The sequence below is a fragment of the Bdellovibrio sp. HCB288 genome (genome assembly GCF_047305935.1).
Taxonomy (GTDB): Bacteria; Bdellovibrionota; Bdellovibrionia; order Bdellovibrionales; family Bdellovibrionaceae; genus Bdellovibrio.
Map to the genome: position 1 here is coordinate 1,523,995 of NZ_CP178619.1, position 25,351 is coordinate 1,549,345.

Consider the following 25,351-nt stretch of genomic DNA (forward strand, 5'->3'; position numbering starts at 1 on the left):
CATGAAAAATACTCGTCTGGTGTATAGCACTGATCCCAAGGACAACGTCGTTTGTCCTCAATGCAAAGAACTTAAAAGCGATTGTAAGTGTCGTCCCGAGGACGACGCCTCACAAAAGTTCGTTGTTATATTTCGTCTTGAAAAGAACGGTCGCGGGGGCAAGACTGTAACCGTACTTGATGGACTGCCGCGGAACGAAGAGTTCCTGAAAGGTTTCGCAAAGGAATTGAAAGCCAAGTGTGGGGTCGGTGGATCTCATTCAATCGGAGAAAAATTCGGCTTGGTTGAGATTCAGGGAGATAAGCGAGACGCAGTCAAAAAAATTTTACAGGCAAAAGGAATTCCGTTTAAGGGCATGTAGTTCTGGACCTATGGGTCCTTGTATTTTTGTTCGATAAAAGTATCCTGTTTACATGCAGAATTACGGAACAAACATGAACGTAGGGGTGACCTTGGCTGCAAAAAAGATCGTCATAGTCGATGACTATGAGGAGAGCTGCAAGCTCTTGTCAGAAATTCTAAGTTCTACCTATGATTGCAAATATACGTCAGACAGTATGTCGGCTATGCAACTTATTAACGAACAAAAGCCGGACCTGATCCTTCTGGATTATAAAATGCCAGGAATGTTGGGTGTGGATGTTTGCCGCGAGGTTCGTGAGCAGGCGGAAATCAAGAATACACCAATCATTTTTGTCTCCGGTGCCGCAACTATCGATGAACGAATCAAAGCCTTTGAAACTGGTGCAAATGATTTCATCTCCAAACCTTTTCACGTGAAAGAGCTTATTCTAAGAATTAAGGCTCGTTTGGCGGAAAAAGAACCGGAAGTCACGGCGGAGCTGATTGCCGGTAACCTAAGAATGAATCTTTTGTCCCGTCAGATCTTCATTGATTCAGAAGAAGTGAGTTTGACGCCGAAGCAGTTCGATATTTTGAAAATGTTGGTGGCTGATAAAAACAATCTGGTCACGCGTGAAAAATGTTTGAACGAAATCTGGGGTGACTCGGATGTGACTTCCCGTAACGTGGACTCTCAAATCAACTATCTGAAGCGCAAAATAGCCAAGTTCAATGGTCGCATTGTGGCGGTGCCTTCTTTGGGTTACCGTCTGGAAGCATAGACGTTTTGGCGAAAGAATAAAAAACTAAAAAGGCGGAATCAACATCCGCCTTTTTTTATTTTATCAAACTTTTGGCTTTCTTTTGTGTTTCGATCATTCGCTCGTTGAATCTATCAAAGAAAGTCTGTGAAACCTTGAATATCGCCAGATGGTTTTGAAATAGATGGGTCGCAACATCAGGGTTTTTGGATAAGTTGCTTTTAACTTTTTTCAATAAGTCGGGTTCCGCAGCCAGTCTTTTTGCGAAATTTTCCATAAAGGCATCATCCTGAAATTTTTCGTAGCTGGTAATGCCTTCGCTTTTTAGATCCAGGTCCTTCACGATACCGTCGCGGCCTTCTTTAATTTGTCTGTCGATTTCCGCGGTATACTCAGGAAACTGATAGGTCTTTGATGAATGCACAGCTTGCAGAAGCTTCATGGCAAGCTCTGCGCTTTTTTCGATACTGATCTGGCGTGGTTTTCCTTCTTCATCCAACAACAAGGCATTATTAAATACATCCTCAGGTGTTTCAGCGTGGGCTGGGGGAACCTCGCCCATTGTTTTCATGATTTCTGCAGATGAAGTCAGAACTTCGAAGCGCATGGCGCCTTCAAGAATTTCCTTGGAATCAAGACCCAAAACCTGCTCTTGCAGGGCTTTCAAGCGCATTTTGTCGTCCTTTTTAAGACGGCGCATATTCATGGTTTTCAAAGTATCCAATGAGGCTTCCAACCATTTTAGGCCAATGCTGCTCACAATGACCGGACCTTTACATTGAGCCGTCGTTAAGGAAATGCGCGCCAGATTTTGCGCGTCCTTCAGGCTGCCTTTGCGCTTGATTTGTGCGTTGGTGATATCAAATGATTCGATGGCGCCACTCATGATGGGTGAAGTTAATCCACTTGCTGAGTAGGCATTGCAACCTTGCAGGAACATGTTTGAAAGCTTCAGAAAGTTTTTTGCAGTCTGGGCATTGCTGCTGGATTTAGTGAATACCGCAAGCTGCGAGAAAAACTGACGACTGCCTGGTGAGGGAATAATGATCTTCTCTGTTTCCGGCAATTGGGCATTAATCTTTGCAGAGATCTCGATCAATGATTTGTTTGTCTCCTGACTATTTAACTCGTTCTTTTGCGGAGACAAAGTGATTGCAGTCGCTGTTTCTGGCGCTGTCTGTGCGGGTGTCGCTGAAGGGGTTGGACTTTCAGTCGGAGCAGCCGCTAAAGCGGCAGTTAGTAGTAGAGAAAACATAAGCCTCCTAAAGGTTCATTTTACGGGCAGTTTTTGTAAGCTTTTGCACAGCCCACTGAATGTCTTTGTCATATGAAAATATTTTGTCGACGTCTTTCAAATCAATCCACGCAACCCCGCGATGATAGTCAGCATCCTGAACTGCGCGGACCTCATGCCAAGGCTCATTCAGGGTCGCCAAAAAGAAAACTGTGTCGCAAGGTTGGTTTTTTCCGTTCCAAGTGAAGTCGTACTTGCGGCGGAATTCTGTATCCGGAAAAACTTTGATCTTATAATCAGTTTCTTCCAAAGCCTCACGCACAGCCGTTGTTGCGGGTGCTTCGCCGGGATCAATCATTCCGCCCGGCAGAAAGAAGTATTTCTTTTTGGAAACCGGATCTTCAGCATGAAAACCTAAAAGTTTATTCTTATAAACCACAACCGCTGAAGCACGATGACGATACACCTTTTCAGATTTCATCAATTTCTGTTCATCACGGCGGCCTTGAAAAAAGGCTGAGATCAAATCTGAGCATTCTTTTTCAAGAACTCCCGTTGTAACTGCCACTTGGTGATTCAATCGGGAATCGCTCAATACGTGATAAAGACTTTCAACCGCACCACCCTTGACGTCCTTCGCGGCATAAACCACGCGGCCCACGCGCGCTTGCTGAATAGCTCCGGCGCACATCACGCAGGGCTCAAGGGTCACATACAGGGTGCAGTCTTCTAAACGCCAGGATTTAAGTTTTTTGGCGGCTCTGTGCAGGCACAATAGTTCCGCGTGGCCCAGGGGGGTATGAAGAGTCTCGCGAACATTCGCAGCCTTGGATAAAAGCTCCCCGGTTGGGGAAACCAAAATAGCCCCAATAGGTACTTCGCCGTTTTCACCGGCTTTACGCGCAAGTTCCAAAGCCTTGCGCATCCATTTCATGTCTTGGTCGTGACTCGTCTTCATTGGGTATATTTTAGAACGCCACCATGGATAAGCTCAATAAAATTAAATAGATAAGCTTTGTGAGTGGTGCAAAAATACGAGGTTTTAAGGGGCCGCTGCAGGGAATCTTTATAATACGCCGCATTAAGACCTCGAGAGGTTGCCCCTCTGTTGCCTCTTTGTTATACACTCTCATTCTTATTTCTCTCTTTCGTCCACATTGGAAGGCAGGTGATTGTCGTGGCAATGGTTAAAATCAAAGACGGTGAGTCTTTTGAATCAGCGTTCCGTAAATTCAAAAAATCTTGCGAAAAAGCAGGTATTCTTTCTGAAGTAAAAAAACGCGAACACTTTGAAAAGCCTTCTGTAAGACTTAAAAAGAAATCTATCGCAGCTCGTAAGCGCGCTGTTAAGAAATCTCGTAAAGGTTGGGGCGAATAGTTCTTAATTGAATTATAGTTTCTTACTCACAAGAGGCGACCTACAAAGTCGCCTTTTGTCATAATCACCATAGGGAGTTTTCATGGAAATCAGAGACAAAATCATGGCTGATGTTAAAGCCGCAATGATCGCAAAAGAATCACTTAAGCTGACAGCACTTCGTGGCCTGCAAGCGGCGATCAAAAATCGTGAAATCGATATGCGCCCAGACGCAATCACTCCGGAAGAAGTGATGAACGTCGTAAAAAAACTGGTTAAACAACGTAAAGAATCCATCGACCAATTCCAACAAGCCGGTCGTCAGGATCTGGTGGATCAAGAATCTGCAGAATTGAAAGTTCTGGAAGTTTACTTGCCTGCACAAATGGGCCGCGAGCAAATCGAAGCTCTTGTTGTTGAAGTTATCGCTGCCACTGGCGCGAAAACTGTAAAAGACATGGGCCCAGTGATGAAAGAAGTCATCGCTCGTGTCGGTGGCGCCGCTGACAACAAAGTTGTAAGCGAAGTTATCAAAGCTAAGCTTGCTTAGTATCCTGGTTTTTCCGTCGGAAGAATTGGACCTTGCCTAAAGCCTGCGGGGACTCATGTTTAAGTGAGTTCCCAGGGTCATAAAAATTGAAACGGAAGGTACATGCGTTTTTCCCAAGACTTTATTGAGAGAGTGTCTGAGGGCAACAACCTCGTCGATATCATCTCCCAATACACACAGCTAAAACAGAGCGGCAGTGGCCTGATGGGTCGTTGTCCGTTTCCAGATCACGCTGAAAAAACAGCGTCGTTCTCTGTTTCCGAAGTGAAGCAAGTCTACCACTGCTTTGGTTGTCATAAGAGTGGTAACTTGTTTTCATTCCTGCGCGATTATCAGGGCATGAGTTTCCCTGAGGCTGTTGAGTACCTTGCAAACCGCGCCAGCATCCCGATTCCCGCTCCAGAAACACATGATCCGCAACGTGATCAAACTGCTGATAAAAAGAAGTCGTTGTTAAAAGTAAACAAGCTCGCTGCTGATTATTTTTCAGAGCAACTTCGTCGCGTTTCCAATGATCATCCGGTTAAGCGTTATATCGCCAGCCGTGGCCTGTCCCAGGAAGTGATCGACACTTTTGGTATTGGTTATGCCATTGCTGAATGGGATGGCTTGGAGCGCGTTTTACAAAACAAACAAGTGCCGATGGCCCTGGCGGAAGAAGCGCGTCTGGTAAAAGCCCGCAACGGCAAACCAGGCTACTTTGACATCTTCCGCGATCGCCTGATGTTCCCGATCTTTTCTCCAATGGGTGAGCCCATTGCATTCGGTGGGCGTTATTTAGAGAAAAAAGAAACTGAACCGAAATATCTGAATTCTCCCGAGACGCCGGTCTTTATCAAAGGCCGTGTGCTTTACGGACTGTCGCAAACAGCACGCTATATTCGCTCTGAGGATCAGGCTTTGATCGTTGAGGGTTATATGGATCTGGTGTCCCTGTTCCAAGCAGGTATCAGAAACTCAGTAGCCACCATGGGAACGGCTTTGACGCCGGAACACGGTAAAATGCTTAAGCGCATGACTCGCAATGTGGTGGCCCTTTTTGACGGGGACTCCGCGGGTATGGAGGCAGCTGAGCGCAGTTTGCCAATCCTGCTGGCAGCGGATTTGTATCCCAAAGGACTTACGCTTCCGAACAGCATGGACCCTGATGATTATGTGAAGAAGTACGGCTCTGAGGCTCTGAAGGCTGAATTGGACCGTGCTCCTGATCTTTTCGTGTTGATCCTGGGTCGTTGGATGGAAGGTTACCGCGGTGACGCTCCTGAAAAAGTGAAGCTGGCGGATAAACTCAAGCCCCTGTTTGAGGTCATTCCAGATCAGCGTCTGCGTGATTTATACTTGGCTGAGTCCGCTCAGAAGATGAATGTGACCCTGCCATGGCTACGTCAGGCTGTGGGATTACAAAGCAGCGGACCTGTATATTCGCAGAACAGAAGCTCATTCTCTAGGACGGTGCAGCCAAATCAAGGGGCTCAGCAAACTAACCAAACAGCAGCCCCTCAAGCGTCTGACTCTGTAGAAGGTGGCAAAATCACCCTCAAAGGAGCCTCAAAAGCGGAGGCTATGCTATTAGGATTGGTACTCAAAAGTCGTGCCAATTTCGAGCTGTTTGTGAATGAAAATGTGCTGGCAAGTATCGCTCATGCAGGAGTGAAAAAGATCCTGGAAAAAGCGACTGATGTGTATAGACAAGACTTAAATAAGTTTGATAAATTGACCAGTCTCCTTGTCTCCTATGTAGATCATCCGGAATTATTATTTGTAGAGGCACCAGCCAGTGAAGGTGACCCCGGATTTGATGAAGAAGCTGAGGCGAAGCTTCTGCGCGATTGCTTTAAGCGCGTGCGCGATAATTTCTTGCGCGATCAAGCAAAGCAGTTGGCTCTGGAATTAAAGTCCGAGCCAAGCTCAGAAAAGTTGGAACAGATTATGAAGGCACACAGAGATCGACTATCTCTGAATAAAGGATAAAGGCGGGTCATTGATGAAACAAAACCTACCAAACAAACAAGAGAAAGAGCCTGTTAAGGTTCTTTCTTTGCAGGAACAGGAAGCTCTGGTTAAAGAAGAAATCCAGAAATTCCTGAAGCTTGCGAAGGAAAAGGGTGCGTTGACGATCGAAGAGATCAACGACCTTCTTCCACCTGAAATCATTGCCCCAGCTGCATTGGACCAGTTCATGCACGGCCTAGAGGCCGCGGGTGTAGTTATTTCAGACTTGTCTGAAACTTCGAAAGACGAAGAGGGCGAAGGAAACTTCCTGGAAAGCCCTGATTCTGAAGACGAAGAAGTAGATGAAGAAGAAAAAGCAGAAAGCGAAGACGTTAAGGGTAATGACCCCGTTCGCTTGTATTTGCGTAAAATGGGTTCCGTATCTCTACTAACTCGTGAGGGTGAGGTTGAGATTGCTCGTCGTATTGAAAAAGGGGAGCGTGAAATCGTTCGTGCGATCCTTTTGTCCCCTCTGGGTACTTACGAGATCATTCAACTGGGTAAGCGTCTTGATGAAGGCCGTATCAAGGTTAAATCGATCTTCCGTGGTCTTGAGGATGAGGAAACTCAATACGATGAAAAGGAATACATCGATAAAATTCACGAATTGATCGGTAAAGTTACGGAGTACCAAAAGGCTGCTGTAAAACAATTCGAAGTTCTTCGTAGAGAAGAAACAAACACACCAGCTCGTCAGGCTGCAATGAAAGAACTCGTTGCGATGAATGACACTTTGATGGCTGTGTTCGAATCTGTGAACTTCAACCGTAAAACGATCAACCGTGTTGTGATCAAGTTCAAAAACTTGGTGAACCGTATCGGTACTCTACGTCGTCGTATCAAAGACGGTGTTGAGCGTACGTTCTCTAAAGACGTTGTTTCCATGACTGAGCGTATGAAGCTGGTTGAAAGCAACGAAAAAGAACTGACACGCATGACTCGTGATACAGGTCTTAACTATCAAAAATTCAGATCTTATGTGTTGCAAGCTCAGGAAGCAGAAATCCGTATCAAACGTTTGGATTCTGAAACTGAAATGAATCACACATGGGTTAAGGAAACATACACAGCCATCTGGAAAGGTGAGCGTGAGGCCGATGCAGCGAAATCTGAATTGGTTGAAGCGAATCTACGTCTGGTTGTATCTATCGCTAAGAAGTACACGAACCGCGGTCTTCAATTCTTGGATCTAATCCAGGAAGGTAACATCGGTTTGATGAAAGCGGTTGATAAGTTCGAATATCGTCGTGGTTACAAATTCTCGACATATGCGACTTGGTGGATCCGTCAGGCGATCACTCGTGCTATTGCCGATCAGGCTCGTACGATCCGTATCCCTGTTCACATGATTGAAACTATCAATAAGCTTGTTCGTACATCTCGTTACTTGATCCAGGAGCTTGGCCGTGAGCCGACCCCGGAAGAGATCGCAGATAAAATGGACATGCCGGTAGATAAAGTTCGTAAAGTTCTTAAAATCGCAAAAGAGCCGATTTCTTTGGAAACTCCAGTGGGTGAAGAAGAAGATTCGCACTTGGGCGACTTTATCGAGGACAAAAAAGTTATCAACCCTGCAGAGGCGATTGTTAACTTGAACTTGGCTGAACAAACACGCCGTGTTCTTGCGACTTTGACTCCGAGAGAAGAAAAAGTTCTTCGTATGCGTTTCGGTATCGGTGAAGAAGCCGATCATACTTTGGAAGAAGTAGGTCAGGACTTCAACGTTACTCGTGAACGTATCCGTCAGATCGAGGCGAAAGCTCTTCGCAAGCTTCGTCATCCTTCTCGCAGCAACAAGTTGAAAGCTTTCGTAGACAGCTAGATCTTGTTTCTAAAGTTAAAAACTAAAAAGGGCTCCTGATGGGAGCCCTTTTTTTATGTCCAAAATTTCTAAACTCAGGCTACTCAACCTGAATCAAATTGTTCTCTATACCATTTAAGACAGCTTTAAAGTGGGATTTCAGCGCCAGATCTTCGGCGACCGTGTGGCAGAAGAGGAAAGTCAGCTGTATTTGCTCTTTAGGGGTTAGCTTGAAAAGGTCCCATACCAACGGGAGTGTGCCGAAGGTAAAGTGTCTTTTTTTGTCGAAGACGAACTTCACGAAGGTTTTTGAAACCTGAAGTTGAGTGGCGCAATGCTGTAGAGAGAAAGTTACTTTCTTTAGTTTAGCATCCTTGTACTTATCCTTAAGAAAGTCTCTGTAATCTGTATACTTGCTAATGTCTTCTGACAATTGAGCCTCCTGACAATAGGATACTTCTGAATATGAAATTGGATACGGTTATCAGATGTTAGGAAAAAAAACCGTATTCTTTATGAATACGGTGACCGTTCGGAACCAGTTTTTAGATTGAACTTAATTATGGGATAAAGTTGCGTCCACTTTTTTAACCGTATATGTTGCTTTCCATGTTCGGTGAAGTTCAGTGAAGTCTCTTTAACGGAAACCATTCTGACGCTGTCCCGCAACGGTAACCTATTTTTAGGAAGCCCGATCCCGAATGGAAAAACAAACTATCCCGCGGAGGAATTATGGATTTCGAAACTCGCAAGAGTTCGTCGCGCACGCACGTCTTTAAAGCGGTCTTTCCAGGAGAGACCAATCACTACAATACTCTTTATGGTGGTCTGGCATTGAACTGGATGGATGAAATAGCATTCATCGCAGCCACTCGATTTTCGCGCCAACGGTATGTAACCGTCAGTAGCGATCGGGTGAATTTCAATAATCCAATTCCTGCAGGCACAATTGTTGAGCTTGATGCTTATGTAAGTAAGTTAGGTACGACCAGTCTGGAAGTGACTGTGGATACCTACTGCGAGGATATGTACAGCAATAAGCGCACAAAATCCATGACGGGGATTTTCACCTTAGTTGCTATTGATGAAAGCAGGAAAGCCATTCCCATAAAATTTCCTGAGGTTTGAATCTAGTCCCACTTTTTACCAAAGAATCTTGTATAGACCAAGGAACCGGAACTTGCCCCAATAACAGGGGCAAGCAAAGGGACCAGGAAGTAAGGGATATCGCGACCTCCTGTCATCGCAACGGAACCCCATCCATTTATCATGGCAAATAGCTTTGGCCCAAAATCCCGCGCGGGATTCATTGCGAAACCTGTGAGTGGACCCATCGAAGCACCGATCACCGCAATGAGTACTCCAATCAGAAGGGGAGCCAGTGGTCCACGAGGTATCCCGATTCCATCGTCGGTCAATACTTGGATCAGGCACATCAAAATCGAAGTGATGACCATCTCAACGACAAAAGCCATGCCCCAGGACACGTGTGAATTTGCATAAGTAGAAAACACTCCGGCGGTTTCCAGGCTTTGCAGGGTGCCGCGGGTGATGTTGTGAGTGGTTTCGTATTGGATAAACAGACTTTGATAAAGCAAGTAGACGATGGCGGCTCCCATGAAAGCGCCGGCTACCTGTGAGACGATATACGGAAGGACTTTGCTGCGATCAAATTTTGCGAATAGAGCCAAAGCTATTGTAACTGCAGGATTTAAATGGGCGCCCGAAACTGCTGCCGTCATGTAAACGGCCATCGCCACTCCCAAACCCCAGATTATACTGATCTCCCATTGCCCGAATGAGGCTCCGGCGACCTTGAGTGCGGCAACACATCCGCAACCGAAGAAAATCAACAAACCCGTTCCTAGGAACTCCGCGAAACATTGAACTCGTAAATGGGTTTCTTTGGAAGTCATGTTCGTCCCCTCGTTATATCTGTGGATATAATATTTGGAAGGAATCTGAATGCCATAAAGGACCGGTGCTCATGTCAAAAAAAATGCCCCCGATTACAAATCGGAGGCATTTCGAAGAGATTGAATCTTTTGATCGACTTGATTACTTCAAGTCAAAGCGATCCAAGTTCATAACTTTGTTCCATGCAGTCACAAAGTCTTTAGCAAACTTTTGTTTGCCGTCGTTAGCTGCGTAAACTTCAGCAACCGCACGTAGTTCAGAGTGGGAACCGAAGACCAAGTCCACTGGAGTTGCAGTCCATTTAACCGCATTTGTTTTGCGATCGAGGCCTTCATAAAGTCCCTCAGTGGATGATTTTTGCCATTTTACTGACATATCCATCAAGTTCACAAAGAAGTCTGTGCTTAAAGTTCCAGGTTTCGCTGTGAACACACCGTTTTTGGAGTGATCATAGTTGGTATCAAGAACACGCAAGCCACCAACCAGAACTGTCATTTCCGGAACAGTCAAAGTCAGAAGATTCGCGCGATCCACCAAGGCTTCTGCTGGAGAAAGATAATTGCCTTCGCCATAGAAGTTACGGAATGCATCCGCTCTTGGTTCAAGGTTTGCGAAAGAAGCTGCATCAGTTTGCTCTTGAGTCGCATCCACGCGGCCGGATTGGAATGGAACTGTTACGTTCATGCCACCAGCTTTAGCAGCCTGTTCGATGCCCACGCTTCCGCCAAGTACGATCAAATCCGCTACAGAAACTTTCTTGCCGCCTTTAGTGAAGTCTTTTTTGATAGACTCATACTTGGCAAGAATTGGAGCTAGTTCAGCTGGAGTGTTCACTATCCAGTCTTTCATTGGAGACAAACGAAGGCGGGCCCCGTTTGCACCACCGCGCATGTCAGTTCCGCGGTAGTAGGCCGCAGAAGCCCAAGCCGTACGGATCAAATCAGAGTTTTTGATACCAGAAGCTGAAATTTTCTTTTTCAGAGCAGATACGTCTGAAGCAGACAATTTTTTGTAAGTTGCTGCAGGAAGAGGATCTTGCCATGTGAAAATTTCTTTAGGAGCTTCCGAGCCGATGTAACGAGCGCGAGGGCCCATATCACGGTGAGTAAGCTTGAACCAAGCGCGACCAAAGGCAGCCTCAAACTCTTTTGGATTATCCAGGAATTTTTTCGAGATCTTGTTAAATGCCGGGTCCATTTTCAAAGATAGATCGGTAGTGAACATGATTGGAGCGTGACGTTTGCTTGGATCGTGAGCGTCTGGAATCATCCCAGCACCAGCACCTTTTTTAGGAATCCACTGAATCGCACCAGCCGGGCTCTTGGATTGTTCCCAGTCGAATTGGAATAAATTTGCCAAGAACATCATGGAGAAGTGAGTTGGAGTTGGAGTCCACGCACCCTCAAGTCCACTTGTTACAGCGTCTTTACCAACACCAGTTCCGCATTTGTTTTTCCAGCCAAGGCCTTGTTGTTCAACTGGAGCACCAGATGGATCTGCACCCACGCAATGTTCAGGTTTGTGAGCACCGTGAGCTTTACCGAAGGAGTGGCCCCCAGCAATCAAAGCAACGATTTCTTCGTCGTCCATTGCCATACGGCCGAAAGCTTGACGAATATCAGCTGCAGCAGCGATTGGATCTGGTTTGCCATTTGGACCTTCAGGATTCACATAGATCAAACCCATTTGCATTGCTGCCACTGGTTTTTTTCCAAGTTTGCCATCAGATGTGCGACGTTGATCGCCACCCATCCATTTTGTTTCGGTACCCCAGAAAACCAAATCTGGTTCCCATTGGTCTTCACGGCCACCGGCGAAACCGATAGTTTTGAAGCCCATGGATTCCAATGAAACATTTCCTGTCAGAATCATCAAGTCAGCCCAGGAAAGTTTTTTTCCGTATTTTTGCTTCACTGGCCACAAAAGGCGGCGAGCTTTATCAAGATTGGCGTTATCTGGCCAGCTGTTCAGAGGTTCAAAGCGTTGTTGTCCGCTGCCACCGCCGCCGCGACCGTCAGCAGTACGGTATGTACCGGCACTGTGCCAAGCCATACGAATGAAGAAAGGACCGTAATGACCGTAGTCAGCTGGCCACCAGTCTTGCGAAGTAGTTAGAACTTTGGAAATGTCTTTTTTAACTTCAGCAATATTCAAAGTTTTGAATTCTTTTGCGTAGTCGAAGCCTTTGTCCATTGGATCGGATTCAGTTGCATGTTGACGAAGTGGTGCAAGATCCAGTCTTTCAGGCCACCAGAATTTATTGTCTGGGGCTTTTTCAACAGCGTCTTTGCTTTGTGCGAATGCAGCTCCGGCAGTCAATGCCATGGATAGCAATGCGACGCCCAGAAATGGTTTTTTAAACACGATATGTCTCCTTTGTATCGTTCGAATGTTGTTCGTCAGGTGTCGTCTATTTTTCGTGTTATAGGGCATTAAGTAAAATTGATTAAACCTATTGGCATAATAGACAAATCCTATGGCCACAATTGCACCGAAAAACGACAAACAGTTGTTTCAGAGCAGAGTGTTTGTTTAATCAGGGATAATTTCATAAGTCGGGAGTAATTTCGTGCATTTGAGTAAGAGGATGCTCTTGATTTGTTTTACTAATTTAGTGCCGATTCGCGTGGCCAGATGATTGATCACATATAAACAGGATTTAAATTTCCTCAAATCGATCAAAAACTTACCATTCCTATGCATCACATCAAATATTTCCTCGGGGAGTTTTAGATGAAGTACGTCGTGAGTTTGATCGTGTTTTTGTGGGTGGGGCTGGTTCAGGCCGCTGATCCTTTACCGTCCTGGAACGAGGGAAATCTAAAAAAAGAAATTATAAGTTTTGTAAACGATGTAACCAAAGAAAATGGTTCACGTTATGTGCGACCTGAAGATCGCATTGCAACCTTTGATAACGATGGCACCCTGTGGAGTGAAGTGCCGACGATTGAGCTTGAGTTCACCAAGTACAGAATAAAGGAAATTATAGCGGCCAATCCAGCGCTTAAAAAGCAAGAGCCCTATAAGTCATTGTTAGCAAAGGCGGCCGGCGCGGACGTGAAGCTTACGCAAAAGCAGATTCTGGACATTGTCGCAAGAACTCATTCCGGAATGAGTGAAGAAGAATTCGGAAAGCAAGTCAGGGAGTTTTTTAAAGAAGCAAGACATCCCAAACTTCAGGTTCCATACACACAAGCAGTTTATCAACCAATGTTAGAGCTACTGGCTTATTTGCGCGAAAACAACTTTCAGATATTCATAAGCTCCGGCGGGGAGATTGCATTTATGCGCCAGGTGGCGCCTGAAATTTATGGCGTTCCGACTCAGAATATTATTGGTTCCTTCTTTGTGGATAAGACGGAGGAAAAGAACGGCAGACTACAAATTATGCGAACGGCGCAATTGGGACTATTAAATGATAAAGGCGGCAAGCCCGTCGGAATTATTCGGCACATTGGCAAGCGGCCGATTATTTCTGTAGGGAACGAACGGAACGGTGGCGACATTGAGCATTTAAGATTTTCGAGTGAAAATCCCCTGCCGAACTTTCAAATTATGGTGAATCACGACGATGCAGATCGTGAGGCCGCCTATAGCGAGAAAGACAATGCGTCTTTGAACGCCTCTAAGAAATTCGGATTCAAAGTTCTAAGTATGAAAAACGACTGGAAGCAGATTTTTCCAGGCAAAAAGCAAATAGCACAACAACAATTTACTCATAAATGATTTATGAAGGAGAAAAATATGGTGAAACCAGGGACGGAGAAAAAAGAAGAGCGGAAGTCTGACAGCAAAGGTAAGTCGGCAAAGCCGAATATCTTAGTCATCATGGGTGATGATATCGGGATTTCCAATCTAAGTTGCTACAGTCGCGGGATGATGGGGTATCACACTCCAAACATCGACCGGATTGCCCATGAGGGCATGATGTTCACTGATTCCTACGGCGAGCAGAGTTGTACTGCCGGTCGTGCGTCATTCATGACGGGGCAAAGCTGCTTCAGAACGGGTTTGACCAAAGTGGGTATGCCTGGATCTGTGATAGGTCTATCGAAAGACGATCCAACAATTGCTGAACTGCTAAAACCATTAGGGTACGCGACGGGTCAGTTTGGTAAGAATCACTTCGGTGATCGCAATGAGTTTTTACCAACCGTCCACGGATTCGATGAGTTCTTTGGAAATCTATACCATTTGAACGCTGAAGAGGAGCCGGAAAATATTGATTATCCAGAAAACGAAGAATTCAGAAAACAACTTCTACCGAGAGGCGTGTTGCGCTGTAAGGCGACTGATAAAGATGATACGACTGAGCACGAACGTTGGGGCAGAGTTGGTAAGCAGACCATTGAAGATACGGGGCCGCTTACAAAACTGCGCATGGAAACTTGTGATGATGAATTTGTCGACGAAGCTAAAGACTTCATTTCAAGACAGAATGATGAAGGTAAGCCATGGTTTGTTTGGTTGAACACAACTCATATGCATTGTCGTACTCACACGAAGCCTGAAAGCATTGGTCAGGCCGGTCCACACCAGTCCCGCTATCATGATACGATGATTGATCATGACAAGAACGTCGGCGATGTCTTAGATCATTTGGATAATCTGGGTCTTACTGAAGACACGATTGTGCTGTATACGACTGACAATGGGCCTCATATGAACACTTGGCCGGATGGCGCGATGACGCCATTTAGAAGTGAAAAGAATACGAACTGGGAAGGTGCCTTCCGTGTTCCGATGATGGTGCGCTGGCCAAATAAAATCAAAGCGGGCAGCATCTCAAATGAAATCGTTCAGCATCATGACTGGATGCCAACGTTCTTGGCTGCTGCCGGCGATTTGGATGTGGTAGAGCGATTGAAAAAAGGTGCCGACTTCGGAGATAAGAACTTTAAAGTGCACATCGATGGCTACAATTTAATACCTTATTTGACGGGTAAGGAAAAAGAAAGTCCTCGCAAAGGATTTATCTATTGGAGCGACGATGGCGATCTTGTGGCTTTGCGATATGGAAACTGGAAAGCCGTATTCGCTGAGCAAAGATGCAAAGGAACCCTCGAAGTCTGGGGTGAGCCGTTTGTAAAAATGCGTATTCCAAAACTTTTCAATTTGCGCACAGATCCCTATGAAAGAGCTGATGTGACTTCCAATACTTACTGGGATTGGTACTTAAGCCGCGCGTTCATGTTGATGGCTGCTCAATCAGTGGTGTCTAAGTTTATGGCGACCTTTGAGGAGTTCCCACCTCGTCAAAAATCGGCGTCATTCACGGTTGATCAGATTCTTGAGAAAATGGCGAATGCAGCTGGGTATGCCCACACGGACTCAGAGGGGAAAGCTGTTCCAAATGCCGTCACGGAGAAGTCATCCGGTCGGGAGAATCAGTTCAGAGGCAAAGATAAGAAATCAGAAAGTGGCGAACATCGCGCACATTAAGGATTAATTAGTGTCACAAGTAGTTGAAGTTGAAAAAGCCAACGAGGAAAGGGAGCGCAAAGCTCCTTTTCCGAATATGGTGTGGATCCCGGGTGGTTTGTTCAAAATGGGATCAGACCATCACTATTCAGAAGAAGCTCCAGCACACAGAGTGAAAGTCGATGGATTCTGGATGGACCAATACTTGGTCACCAACCGGGATTTTGCGGAGTTTGTTCAGGCAACAGGATACAAAACTTTCTGTGAGAAGATTCCTGATCTTTCTCAGTATCCCGGTGCGACACCTGAAATGTTGGTGGCAGCTTCTGTGGTATTTGTGAAACCTGATGGTCCCGTGGACTTAAGAAATCCGTATCAGTGGTGGCGGTTTATACCTGGAGCAAACTGGCGCTCGCCACAAGGGCCCGATAGTTCTATTAGCGGTCGTCTGGATCATCCCGTTGTGCATTTGGCTTGGCAGGACATCACGGCGTATTCGCGTTGGGTTGGAAAAGAAATTCCTACTGAAGCTGAATGGGAGTTTGCGGCGAATGGTGGCCATGAGGGGCGTGAATTTGCCTGGGGTGATGAGTTGATTCCCAATGGAATTCACCAGGCTAATACCTGGCAAGGAACTTTCCCTTGGCAGAATTTAGGTGAAGACGGTTTTGAAGGTACATCTCCGGTGGGTAGCTATCCCCCGAATGATTATGGATTGTTTGATATGATCGGAAATGTCTGGGAATGGACATCCGATTGGTACAGCCCAAAACATCCCAATGAAAAGCCCAAGGCTTGTTGCATTCCCAAGAATCCACGTGGGGCAAGTGAAACCGAAAGTTTCGATCCACGTCAGGAGATTAAGATTTCAAGAAAAGTTATGAAGGGTGGGTCACATCTTTGTGCGCCCAATTATTGTAAACGCTATCGTCCATCGGCACGAATGGCGCAGCCAGTGGACACTTCAACTTCGCATTTGGGATTTCGATGTATTATGCGAGAGGCGCGCTAGCAAGGAAGGTCTGATTGGAAGAGTTTGTTCACGATTGGACTAAAATTATTTCGCTATGCCTGGAATTTATTGCTGCGCTTTTGATGGCGGTCGGTGCCATTGAAGCAACGATTAAACTTTGCAGAATTTCTATTTTTGGCAGTACAGGAGACCTCTTAAGACGGGGAATCTGGCTGGGTTTTGCCAGATGGATCATACTTGGCCTGGAGTTCATGATGGCGGCCGATGTTGTATCCACGATTGTTTCACCTACTTGGGATGAAATCGGCATGCTGGCTTCAATCGCGTTGATACGCACTTTCTTAAGCTATTTTATGGAGCGGGACCTTGAAGTGGCTAATAAAAACAAGGAATCGATGTGATGGAAATTGAGCCTAAGAAAGACACGTCAACGGACCTTGCTCAGCAGAGAACCACTATGGCGGTGGATCGCACCGGCATGGCTGAAGACAGAACCAGTCTCGCAACCGCAAGATCTCACCTTGCAAATGAAAGAACTCATCTGGCTTATATGAGGACGGGTATTTCTTTGGTTAGCTTGGGAATCACCATGAATCGGTTCAGCTGGTTTATGATGGACAATAAATCAATATCTCGATTTGGTGGGATTGGGTTCTTGAATGACGCCAAAAATATTGGTTTAGGCATGGTGATACTTGGTAGCGCCATGTTGGTCTGGTCTTTGTTTCGCTATAATTCAGCAACTACTGCGATCAATAATTTTCAGTATCAACCCGCTCATCGATCGGTATTGATTTTTACGCTTGTCTTAATTCTGTTGGGAGTTGGTTCCACTATCTGGTTGATCGTTTAACGAGGTGATTCATGGATGGTAATTACGAAGTTGGTGTGTTGCAGGTCTTTACGGTATTCTTCATTATGATGGGTCCTCTAAGATTGTTGCCGATGTTTGCCTCTGCAACTTCACAACTGCCGCCTGGGCAGGTTCGCACTCTTGCAATAAAATCTACTTTAGTGGCAGTTCCATTGTTCATTGTGGCTGGATTTGTTGGACAGAATCTGATGGATAAGTGGCATATCCCTGCTGCTATTTTACAGATTACTAATGGGATTATCTTTGCATTTGTGGCATTTCCAATGGTTTTGAAGTTTGCCTCCGCTAATCAAAAGACGGGACCTCAGCCGGAAAAAGATCTGAATCCTTTTGGTGTTGTGTTGAATATGATCACAACGGCCTATGGGCTGGGCACTCTTATAATGTTGTTGGAATTGAGCAGAGATACACAGCGAACTATCCTTGTTTTCGCAGCTCTTGGTGCTGTATTGATATGTAACTTTCTAACGATGTTCTTTATTCGTCAGCTAAAAGGCAAGGCAGTGTTCGTTACTCTGCAGATTCTGGGTGCGTTCTTGGGAGTCTTGCAGGCTTCCCTTGCCATTGAAATGATCCACCAGGGATGGGTCAGCCTTGGCAGCTCATGATTTTCTTGATAGTGGAGGAAACCAGATCAATCTTTTCTTGAAGAGTGGGCGTAGCTGAAATTTTCTTGAAACCAGGGTGACCACTCCAAACTTTTTCCAGCTGCTGTTCGCTATGCAAACTTTGCTGATAGTTGTGGAATCTTTTGTTGTTCACTCCACCAAACATTTCAGGGGTTGGAAGCTCAAGGAATAAAACGTCAGTGAATTTGCGATACTCAGCACTTTTGTCGATAGCGAATTGTTTTAGATAATCCTCTGGTCCCGGGGGCCAAAATCCCGCTCCATCCAGAGTACCCCGGTCAAAAACCATAAATTTCGCCTCGGGGTTTTGGTGAGGGAGGATGAACTCCAATCCACGTTGGACCTCCACGATGGAGTTTTGAAATGCGCGGATCTCTGCCAGCTCCGTATGCTGTGGGGGTGGGAAGCCCCCACTTAATAACACCACAGCACTTTCCGGCACTAGTGCCACTTGCTTGCCATAGATCGATTTAAGTTCATTCATGACGGAGCTTTTTCCGCTGGAAGGAGCACCAGTAAGAACAATTCTTTTAAGGCCGGAGTTTTCAAGATGTGACACGGTTAAATCCCTTATAGATCTTTCAGTGGATGATTGCCTTTATTCCAAAGGTCTTTGAAGTAGCCCTCAATCCAGTCCGTCGAAGTTTCATCCAGAGTGGACGGATTCCATTTTGGATTCTGATCCTTGTCGACCAAAAGGGCGCGCACGCCTTCGGCAAAATCAGGATGGCGGCAGCATTGCACAGCGAGGTTCAATTCTGATTGGAATACTTCCTCAAGAGTGTAATTTGCTGTACGGCGCAGTTGTTCGAAAATGACCTTAACGGAACTTGGTGAGCCGGCATTCATTGTTTTAAGGCCTCTTGCGAACCACTCTTCATTCTCTGCTGCTTTAGTCACAAGATCGCGATACTCCGTTGCTGATGTGGCGTTTTCCCATTTTTTCACTGTCGATCCGAACTTATGCAGATCAGATGTTGGTGAAGACGTGGAAAAACCTGCAAGGGTGTTTTTAACAAGCTCACGATTCTGGGCGGTATTTGCGCTCCAGGCTATTTTTTGAAGTGATGTCAGGATGTCTTCTTTGGCTGTTGAAAACACATAATGATTTGCTAGCCCCAGATATATGGCATCGGCGCCATTCAGTCTGGCGCCTGTGAGTGCCAGATAGTATCCCCAGCCGTCCGGCATTTTGTTCAGAAACCAACTGCCGCCCACATCAGGGAAAAGTCCGATAATTACCTCGGGCATGGCAAGTTTGCTTTTTTCTGTGACGATGCGGTCGGAGGCTCCTGCAAATAATCCAATACCTCCACCCATCACAACGCCGTCACCCCAAACGATGATCGGCTTTTTAAAGCGATGGATCAGATGATCGACCTTATATTCTTTGGTGAAAAAATCAGTGCAAGCTTCAGTTGCCAGATTGGATCCATTATTTCTGTCGTCGATGATTGCGTTGTAAAGACGACGAACGTCACCACCGGCACAGAATGCTTTTTCTCCGGATCCTTGCAGAAACACGCAGCTAACCTGTGGGTTTGTTTGCCATTGATTCAAAATGTCCCAAAGGCCCTCAACCATGCTCAGGGTCAATGAATTCAAACTGCGAGGAGCATCGAGTGTTAGAACTCCGACTCCGTTCTTTATTTGTGTACTAAGTTCTTGTGTCATGTTTCTTTCAACTTTTGATTTAGTACATAACGACGTCGAAGGACCGTCAACCATCTTCGACGCCTAGGGTAATCTCAGTTTAGCCCGTTCCCAAATAAGACAGCGAAATTTTGTGGTCTCTGATTGAAACGAGTGTTGCGTAAAGGACCCGTATAAACTTGATAAATTCGAGATGAGCTAATGTGAACAAATTAAAGTTCCGACAAGTGATATGTCTACCAAAACAAGGACCAAACAAAGGGAGCGGTACGTTTATGATGAATCCTTTAGTAAAAATGATCCTGATTTTAGGCCTAACAATTTCAACTCTAACTGCATGTGAAGAGCAAGCTGCAGAGCCAAGCACAGGCGGCAGTGCAAATAAAGCAGTGTTATCATCGTGGGCAACAGCCAACTCGGCATGGGCAATCCGCTTGGACTTATCTGGTGCGAACATCACGGGTTCACAATTCACTATGACAGTTAAGTTCTCGGACACCTCAGAAATTCACTGCGATGCGACTATGAATGGAACCGAGTCGACGGGATCTTATACAGTAAGTAATTGTGTCGCTCCTGGTACAAGCAGTATGGCCGATTCTGTAGGAGGCTCCACATTCCACACCAATGGCGCGGGGTCTTATGTGAATAATGGTTCCAGTTTCTATTGGTGCAGAGCCAACAACGCTTGCTTCACATACTACTAAATGTTGATGGATTTGTAATCCCTATTCCAAAGGGTAAAGTTGCGGCTTACAAAAAAATGGCCAAGATGGGCTGCAAAACGTGGATGAAGCACGGGGCGCTGGCGTACTTTGAATGTGTAGCAGATGATGCAAAAGCGCCTTACAGTAAGAGCTTTACACAGATGTGCAAACTTAAGAAGAATGAAACTGTGATCTTTGCCTTTATCGTATTTAAATCAAAAGCACACCGCAAACAGGTTAATGCAAAAGTTCATAAAGAGTTCAGTCAAATGCCTGGTGCTGAAAACTTCTCGATGCCATTTGATGCTTCAAAAATGGCTTACGGCGGATTCAAAACTTTGGTTCAAGATTAATTACTTAAGGTCCGCCTTCGCCAAGGCTTCGGCGGACATCCTTCGCGTGCTTTTTAACTTCTACAGAATTAACTTTGAAAATCAGTGGCCTGCCAAGCCATAGCCCGCAGGGCGAAGGATGGTAGGGAGACATAAGTTATTGTATTCCACCCGTCTTGGGAGCTGTCTTCGTCGATGATTTGGCGTAACAGTTTTGTTTGCCTGCAGAAACGCCTTCTAAAAATAGAAGTTGGTTGTCAGAGATGCTCGCGCACTTGTTAAGACAGTCTGCATAGCTTTTACAATATTTATGGCAAGTGGAATCTAATTTGCTCATATAGTCGGAGGATGTTTTAACTCTTCCGTCTTGGCACAACTCTTTGTGTTTTGCTAAAAGCGCAAGTGGCATATCAGCCTGTATGAGCTTTCTAAGCTTAGTTTCTTGGCTCAATTTAGCTTCATCCTTAGGAGGTTTTACATTAAGTGACTCAATGCCAGCTGGAAGAATTCCTACACCTGCCACTTTTTCACAAAAATAAGTTTTAGGAAGCTCTTTGAGAGACTCGTCAGAATGGGCGATGCTAGCAAACAATAAAGCAATGAACGAAACTAAATAAATTTTTTTCATATCTTATGATGCCATTTAAATTAGGCAATATAAAGCGCACCTAAAGCGCACCTAAAGCAAACTGCTCTTTGGTCTACATCGGTCATAGTCAGAGTCCAATGGAGCGAAGAACACATAATGTTTCCGCTTAGCCAGGCTTTTTTTAACTTGTCCCTCAAACGGGGTTCAGGTCAGTCATCCGTAGCGTTTTGAAAACCCGTAGCGCGTAAACGCAACAAACAGACTGCAAATGCAGTCATTTCGAGTGATTTCGAATGATATTTAAAAATTCTGATCTGCCGCGATTTCTGTCTTAATTATTTATTTTTACTTACGAACTCTTAGAAACACAAAAACCGCCTTTGCAGCGGTTTAAAATGGTAGGGGGCGAGGGACTTGAACCCCCGATCCCAGTGTTATGAGCACCGTGCTTTAACCAACTAAGCTAGCCCCCCACTTAAGGAAAACTAAACTTACCAAAAGACCTTGGAGTTGGCAAAAGCGCGGCGCGTAAGTGCTAGTGGGTGGGGCGATTTTCGCGGTTTTGGGTGTTCAGGGGGATAATTGGCTCGCTGACGCTGCTGTGGGCGCCTACTTTGCCGACAATTATCTCTGGTGTGGTCATTCCAATATGGCTGAAGTGAGCGTTGCGAAACTCGGCCGCCAAGTGAATGGATTCGCGAAGTCCCTGTTCATCCCTAAAAACACAGACACCGACACCCTGGCCATCGGGGGTCGTAATCCAGCTATAGGATACAAAACCTTCCATCCGTTCCAGCAATGGGACGAACATTTGCTGCAACTTATCTCCAATCTCCTGAATATAAACTGGGCTAAAACGATATGTACGTACCGAAGCAAACATACCCACCTCCAATTAATATTCCATGGGAATACCTCAAAGTTGTGTAGGTGCTAGCATCAGGCTTGTGGAAAAACAGAGAATTCTAGTGTTTATAACACTTAAACTCTAAGTAAGGCGGGTTGTCGAGTTCAGCACTTGTTGTTGGATCCACTACCGCCAAATCCAAACTGACTTCGCGATTGCGGTACAAATAGGTTCTGTACTGAGACCAGGGGGAGTCCACTTCAAACTTGAATTTTGTGGAGCTGACAGTGCTACAGAGGAAAGAATTGAAGTCACAATAAGCGCTGCAAAGTATTTCATAAAAACCTCGACAGAATCATTGCGTGGAGTGTTTCCGTGACAAGTTTCAAAGCACGCTCTCTCATTTGTGCTGCAACGACCCAGACCCGAGGGGGATTGGCATTGACCTTGCCGGATCAGTTTATAAAATAAGGGAATGAAAAAACATCTGGTAACGGCATTCATCGCAGCGGTATTGGGCTTGATACTTCAAGCTTGCTCACCATCGGGATCCCTAATTGCACATCAAAGAAGTGCGGATTTCTATGGACAGTTTGTGAATCCAGCAGCTGACTGGCCGCAAGCTGAAAGTAAAATCGACGAACTAAAAGTTCTGCAAACAAGCAGCGAATATCCAATGCGTTACGTACTGTTTGATAACGGCAAATTCTATTATCAAGTGGATAAGCTTGGAAACGGTGAGGGTGTCTGGTCCTACGAGAATGGGGCCCTGATTGTCACAGCTCAACGTACGATTTTTAAGATGGAGCTCGCGGTGTCCGCGGCCAAAGAAACGGGTGACGAAACTATCGTGCGTTTTTATGATCGTCATGGCTTTAACGAAATGCCAATCAAGCTGCGAAACCCTGAGGCCTTGAAGGCGCAAGGGAAGTCGGCGCCACAGCTAAGAAACTTCACTCGATCAGAGAAGAACATCTAGAAATAAAAAAGGGAGCTGCAAAGCTCCCTTTTTCGTATTCAAATTTAGACTATTTTTCGATGGTGCAGGAGAAGCTATAGCTCTCTTGAATCTCGTAGCCCTCAAACAAACCCTTGCGGGCAGAGTAATCCAAAATCAACAAGCTCGCATTCGGCCAGTAGATTGAAGTGACACGTTTGCTTTCACGAGTTGTGCTGTACTTTGCGCTAAGCCCTTTCAAATCAATTGTTTTGGAAGTTGCTGCGTTGATCACGACCATGTCTTGGACAGTCTGATAAAGATACTGGTTATCTCCGACTTTGGCGATCACAAGACAAATTGGCTTTTGGCCCTCTTGTTCTGGTTGGCAATCGAACAAACTTGTTGTGATGGCATTTAGTGGAAGAGTTGTTGCAGCCACATCTTCGCATGTCGCGGCTTTTGCGTTGGCAATTGCCATTACCAAAAGAACAAAGAAAATACTAACGTGTTTCATAAATCCTACTTAAGAGTTTCGCACTCTGTTTTAACGATATCGTACCAATTCTCAGAATTTTTCTTGAAGACAGTAAGGCATTGGAAAGTGGGCGCTACACCTTTCACTTTGTAGTTGGCACGAGCAACTGAAATGATCGCAACATCATAACCCGCTACTTGTGTGAACTTGTGATCGATGGACACGATGCTTTCGTCGAAACCCAGTGTTTCAAGAACACTGTCCGTTGTCATAATGGAGATTTCTTTCATCGCTCCCGCAGATGCGAAAGATGAACCAAGAACTACTGCCGCGATAACGAAAAATGCCTTCACAGTGACCTCCGAAAAATCTGAATGAATGATCGACGGAGGTTTACAAAAATTTATCTAATTTGGGCAGTACAGAGTGAAAAACCTGTCAATTTTACTAGAGGATTCACAGATCCGTGATGCAAACGAAGCGGTCGTAAGGAGGCGGTTCCACGACGGCACTGGTGATGGGATCCACCAAAATCAGGCTGAAACTGTGACCTTCTTTGGATAGAAACGCCTTATATTGATTAAAAGGGGAATCCACGGCGAATTTGTTATAGTTAGGGGTCGAAATCTCTCTCCAGCCATAGTCCAATGAGTCGCTGTATCCGGAGCTTGTGGTCAGTCGACTGCGGGAAGATCCGGGAGAGTGAATTTCAATGTTGTACCTGAAAAAGAAGCCCTGCTCATATGCCCGGCCGTGACAGCGAAAGGTTGTGTCTGCTGAAAAAGCTGGAAGGGAAAACAGAATGTGGACCGCAACAAGCAAAGAACGAAGGTGTTTCATTCCAACTAGCTTGCTGCGGTCGCAAGTTCTAAGCAAGCGATTTCATGTCGATCACAAAGCGATACTTCACATCACTTTTGATCATGCGTTCATAGGCTTCGTTGATTTTTTGAATAGGAATCATTTCGATATCTGACACGATTCCATGCTTTGCACAGAAGTCCAACATCTCTTGTGTCTCCTGAATTCCGCCAATCAATGATCCACCCAGTTTTCGGCGTCCCATAATCAGGGCGCCTGCTGCAAGAGTCGGTGGAGTGTCTGGCAATCCCACCAGAACCATATTGCCATCACGACGAAGCATGCTCAGGTAAAGATTGTAGTCATGAGGAGCAGACACCGTGTCGATGATAAAATCAAATGAACCCATGTGAGCTTTCATTTGCTCCATGTCCTTGGAGATAATGACCTCGTGGGCACCCAGGCGTTTTGCGTCTTCAACCTTTGAAGGTGACGTCGTGAAAACCGCAACGTTTGCGCCCATGGCATTTGCAATTTTCACAGCCATGTGACCCAAGCCACCCAAGCCAACGACGCCGACTTTTTGTCCTTTGGTCACATTCCAATGGCGAAGCGGAGAGTAAGTGGTAATACCCGCGCACAACAAAGGAGCGGCCGCTGCCAGATCCAGATTCTTAGGAATAGAAAGGCAGAACTCTTCGCGAGTCACGATGGACGTTGAATAACCACCGAAAGTGGGTGCTCCGTCTTTCTCTTTGGAATTGTAGGTGCCAACGAAACCTCTTTCGCAGAATTGCTCCAGGCCTTCTTTGCAGGAAGCGCAATCCAGGCACGAGTCCACCATGCATCCGACGCCGGCAAGATCACCGACTTTGAATTTCTTTACTTTTGAACCAACAGCCGTCACTTTTCCGACGATTTCATGTCCTGGGACCATCGGGAACATTCCTTTGCCCCATTCATCACGAACTTGATGAACGTCAGAGTGGCAAACGCCGCAATAATGAATTTCAATGTGAACATCATTATCGCGAAGTTCGCGGCGCTCGAAACTAAAAGGTGCAAGGGGAGCTTTGGCCGATGGAGCGGCGAATGCTTTTGCCTTAATCATAAAACCTCCAATTAAGATATTGAGTAACAATCATAGCGTTCAACG

Annotated in this window: 28 protein-coding genes, 1 tRNA gene and 1 pseudogene; 16 read left to right on the top strand and 14 right to left on the bottom strand. The window is 45.6% G+C overall.

The features are described 5' to 3' along the window. Window position 1 precedes the first annotated feature (1 nt). Together ACLVWR_RS07390 and ACLVWR_RS07395 are read left to right on the top strand one after the other, a co-directional pair. On the top strand, window positions 2–361 hold the full coding sequence (locus ACLVWR_RS07390; RefSeq protein WP_413583178.1) for a translation initiation factor: 360 nt from the start codon (window positions 2–4) through the stop codon (window positions 359–361). A gap of 73 nt (window positions 362–434) precedes the next feature. After that, on the top strand, window positions 435–1,124 hold the full coding sequence (locus ACLVWR_RS07395; protein WP_413583179.1) for a response regulator transcription factor: 690 nt from the start codon (window positions 435–437) through the stop codon (window positions 1,122–1,124). 55 nt (window positions 1,125–1,179) lie between these two features. Here the strand turns inward: ACLVWR_RS07395 and ACLVWR_RS07400 are convergent, their stop codons facing one another. Then, complete coding sequence (locus ACLVWR_RS07400) at window positions 1,180–2,358, bottom strand: hypothetical protein (protein ID WP_413583180.1); 1,179 nt, start codon at window positions 2,356–2,358, stop codon at window positions 1,180–1,182. Window positions 2,359–2,365: 7 nt separating this feature from the next. Further along, window positions 2,366–3,295: a tRNA adenosine(34) deaminase TadA gene (tadA, locus tag ACLVWR_RS07405; protein WP_413583181.1), complete on the bottom strand. Its 930-nt coding sequence runs from the start codon at window positions 3,293–3,295 to the stop codon at window positions 2,366–2,368. A gap of 219 nt (window positions 3,296–3,514) precedes the next feature. On the opposite strand from tadA, the gene rpsU reads away from it, so the two are divergent. The 4 genes from rpsU to rpoD all read left to right on the top strand — a co-directional run bounded on the left by rpsU (window position 3,515) and on the right by rpoD (window position 8,058). Beyond that, window positions 3,515–3,715: a 30S ribosomal protein S21 gene (rpsU, locus tag ACLVWR_RS07410; RefSeq protein ID WP_088617237.1), complete on the top strand. Its 201-nt coding sequence runs from the start codon at window positions 3,515–3,517 to the stop codon at window positions 3,713–3,715. An 82-nt stretch (window positions 3,716–3,797) separates the two neighbouring features. Beyond that, complete coding sequence (locus tag ACLVWR_RS07415) at window positions 3,798–4,244, top strand: GatB/YqeY domain-containing protein (protein ID WP_413583182.1); 447 nt, start codon at window positions 3,798–3,800, stop codon at window positions 4,242–4,244. 102 nt (window positions 4,245–4,346) lie between these two features. Beyond that, window positions 4,347–6,215, top strand: a complete 1,869-nt coding sequence (gene dnaG / locus ACLVWR_RS07420; RefSeq protein WP_413583183.1) for a DNA primase — start codon at window positions 4,347–4,349, stop codon at window positions 6,213–6,215. A gap of 13 nt (window positions 6,216–6,228) precedes the next feature. Next, a complete protein-coding gene (gene rpoD / locus ACLVWR_RS07425; protein ID WP_413583184.1) occupies window positions 6,229–8,058 on the top strand; it encodes an RNA polymerase sigma factor RpoD in 1,830 nt (609 codons plus the stop codon). Between the two features lie 79 nt (window positions 8,059–8,137). On the opposite strand, the gene ACLVWR_RS07430 is transcribed toward rpoD, so the two are convergent. After that, window positions 8,138–8,470, bottom strand: a complete 333-nt coding sequence (locus tag ACLVWR_RS07430; protein ID WP_413583185.1) for a hypothetical protein — start codon at window positions 8,468–8,470, stop codon at window positions 8,138–8,140. Between the two features lie 299 nt (window positions 8,471–8,769). Here ACLVWR_RS07430 and ACLVWR_RS07435 point away from each other — a divergent pair, with 299 nt between their 5' ends. Then, complete coding sequence (locus ACLVWR_RS07435; protein ID WP_413583186.1) at window positions 8,770–9,165, top strand: acyl-CoA thioesterase; 396 nt, start codon at window positions 8,770–8,772, stop codon at window positions 9,163–9,165. A 14-nt stretch (window positions 9,166–9,179) separates the two neighbouring features. Here the strand turns inward: ACLVWR_RS07435 and ACLVWR_RS07440 are convergent. Both ACLVWR_RS07440 and katG read right to left on the bottom strand, forming a co-directional pair. After that, window positions 9,180–9,953 (bottom strand): annotated as a pseudogene (locus ACLVWR_RS07440) (MIP/aquaporin family protein); the annotation flags it as partial. A gap of 142 nt (window positions 9,954–10,095) precedes the next feature. Next, window positions 10,096–12,279, bottom strand: a complete 2,184-nt coding sequence (gene katG / locus ACLVWR_RS07445) for a catalase/peroxidase HPI (RefSeq protein ID WP_413583487.1) — start codon at window positions 12,277–12,279, stop codon at window positions 10,096–10,098. 408 nt (window positions 12,280–12,687) lie between these two features. On the opposite strand from katG, the gene ACLVWR_RS07450 reads away from it, so the two are divergent. From ACLVWR_RS07450 to ACLVWR_RS07475, 6 genes are all read left to right on the top strand, one after another. After that, window positions 12,688–13,680, top strand: a complete 993-nt coding sequence (locus tag ACLVWR_RS07450) for an HAD family hydrolase (RefSeq protein WP_413583187.1) — start codon at window positions 12,688–12,690, stop codon at window positions 13,678–13,680. 18 nt (window positions 13,681–13,698) lie between these two features. Next, window positions 13,699–15,396, top strand: coding sequence for an arylsulfatase (locus ACLVWR_RS07455; protein ID WP_413583188.1), 1,698 nt, complete (start codon window positions 13,699–13,701; stop codon window positions 15,394–15,396). Between the two features lie 76 nt (window positions 15,397–15,472). Continuing rightward, window positions 15,473–16,387 carry a formylglycine-generating enzyme family protein gene (locus ACLVWR_RS07460; protein ID WP_413583488.1) on the top strand — a complete coding sequence of 305 codons (915 nt, stop codon included), beginning with the start codon at window positions 15,473–15,475 and terminating at the stop codon, window positions 16,385–16,387. Window positions 16,388–16,401: 14 nt separating this feature from the next. Then, the gene (locus ACLVWR_RS07465) at window positions 16,402–16,749 is read left to right on the top strand and encodes a DUF1622 domain-containing protein (RefSeq protein WP_413583189.1); all 348 of its coding nucleotides are present in this window, start codon (window positions 16,402–16,404) and stop codon (window positions 16,747–16,749) included. Then, complete coding sequence (locus ACLVWR_RS07470) at window positions 16,749–17,201, top strand: YidH family protein (RefSeq protein ID WP_413583489.1); 453 nt, start codon at window positions 16,749–16,751, stop codon at window positions 17,199–17,201. Before ACLVWR_RS07465 ends, ACLVWR_RS07470 begins: the two co-directional genes overlap by 1 nt. 11 nt (window positions 17,202–17,212) lie before the next feature. After that, window positions 17,213–17,830: a MarC family protein gene (locus tag ACLVWR_RS07475; protein ID WP_413583190.1), complete on the top strand. Its 618-nt coding sequence runs from the start codon at window positions 17,213–17,215 to the stop codon at window positions 17,828–17,830. Here the strand turns inward: ACLVWR_RS07475 and ACLVWR_RS07480 are convergent. Continuing rightward, entirely contained in the window at window positions 17,811–18,410 is a 600-nt protein-coding gene (locus ACLVWR_RS07480) for an AAA family ATPase (RefSeq protein ID WP_413583191.1), read from the bottom strand. The genes ACLVWR_RS07475 and ACLVWR_RS07480 overlap by 20 nt on opposite strands. A gap of 11 nt (window positions 18,411–18,421) precedes the next feature. Further along, window positions 18,422–19,525, bottom strand: coding sequence for an enoyl-CoA hydratase/isomerase family protein (locus ACLVWR_RS07485; RefSeq protein WP_413583192.1), 1,104 nt, complete (start codon window positions 19,523–19,525; stop codon window positions 18,422–18,424). A 254-nt stretch (window positions 19,526–19,779) separates the two neighbouring features. Here ACLVWR_RS07485 and ACLVWR_RS07490 point away from each other — a divergent pair, with 254 nt between their 5' ends. After that, the gene (locus ACLVWR_RS07490) at window positions 19,780–20,211 is read left to right on the top strand and encodes a hypothetical protein (protein WP_413583193.1); all 432 of its coding nucleotides are present in this window, start codon (window positions 19,780–19,782) and stop codon (window positions 20,209–20,211) included. Then, complete coding sequence (locus ACLVWR_RS07495) at window positions 20,193–20,564, top strand: DUF1428 domain-containing protein (RefSeq protein WP_413583194.1); 372 nt, start codon at window positions 20,193–20,195, stop codon at window positions 20,562–20,564. The genes ACLVWR_RS07490 and ACLVWR_RS07495 overlap by 19 nt, the downstream gene beginning before the upstream one ends. A 136-nt stretch (window positions 20,565–20,700) precedes the next feature. On the opposite strand, the gene ACLVWR_RS07500 is transcribed toward ACLVWR_RS07495, so the two are convergent. The 3 genes from ACLVWR_RS07500 to ACLVWR_RS07510 form a co-directional block, all read right to left on the bottom strand. After that, a complete protein-coding gene (locus ACLVWR_RS07500) occupies window positions 20,701–21,171 on the bottom strand; it encodes a hypothetical protein (RefSeq protein WP_413583195.1) in 471 nt (156 codons plus the stop codon). A gap of 357 nt (window positions 21,172–21,528) precedes the next feature. After that, a tRNA-Met gene (locus ACLVWR_RS07505) sits at window positions 21,529–21,605 on the bottom strand. Between the two features lie 62 nt (window positions 21,606–21,667). Continuing rightward, window positions 21,668–22,015: a hypothetical protein gene (locus ACLVWR_RS07510; RefSeq protein ID WP_413583196.1), complete on the bottom strand. Its 348-nt coding sequence runs from the start codon at window positions 22,013–22,015 to the stop codon at window positions 21,668–21,670. Between the two features lie 439 nt (window positions 22,016–22,454). Between ACLVWR_RS07510 and ACLVWR_RS07515 the strand changes: the two genes are divergently transcribed. Next, window positions 22,455–22,958 (top strand): transposase, encoded by a 504-nt coding sequence (locus tag ACLVWR_RS07515; protein WP_413583197.1) that lies wholly within the window; start codon window positions 22,455–22,457, stop codon window positions 22,956–22,958. Window positions 22,959–23,007: 49 nt separating this feature from the next. Here the strand turns inward: ACLVWR_RS07515 and ACLVWR_RS07520 are convergent, their stop codons facing one another. From ACLVWR_RS07520 to ACLVWR_RS07535, 4 genes are all read right to left on the bottom strand, one after another. Further along, on the bottom strand, window positions 23,008–23,433 hold the full coding sequence (locus tag ACLVWR_RS07520; protein ID WP_413583198.1) for a hypothetical protein: 426 nt from the start codon (window positions 23,431–23,433) through the stop codon (window positions 23,008–23,010). Window positions 23,434–23,438: 5 nt separating this feature from the next. Continuing rightward, a complete protein-coding gene (locus tag ACLVWR_RS07525) occupies window positions 23,439–23,747 on the bottom strand; it encodes a hypothetical protein (protein WP_413583199.1) in 309 nt (102 codons plus the stop codon). A 103-nt stretch (window positions 23,748–23,850) separates the two neighbouring features. Next, entirely contained in the window at window positions 23,851–24,234 is a 384-nt protein-coding gene (locus ACLVWR_RS07530; RefSeq protein ID WP_413583200.1) for a hypothetical protein, read from the bottom strand. A gap of 28 nt (window positions 24,235–24,262) precedes the next feature. Further along, window positions 24,263–25,306: an NAD(P)-dependent alcohol dehydrogenase gene (locus tag ACLVWR_RS07535; protein WP_413583201.1), complete on the bottom strand. Its 1,044-nt coding sequence runs from the start codon at window positions 25,304–25,306 to the stop codon at window positions 24,263–24,265. Window positions 25,307–25,351 lie beyond the last annotated feature (45 nt).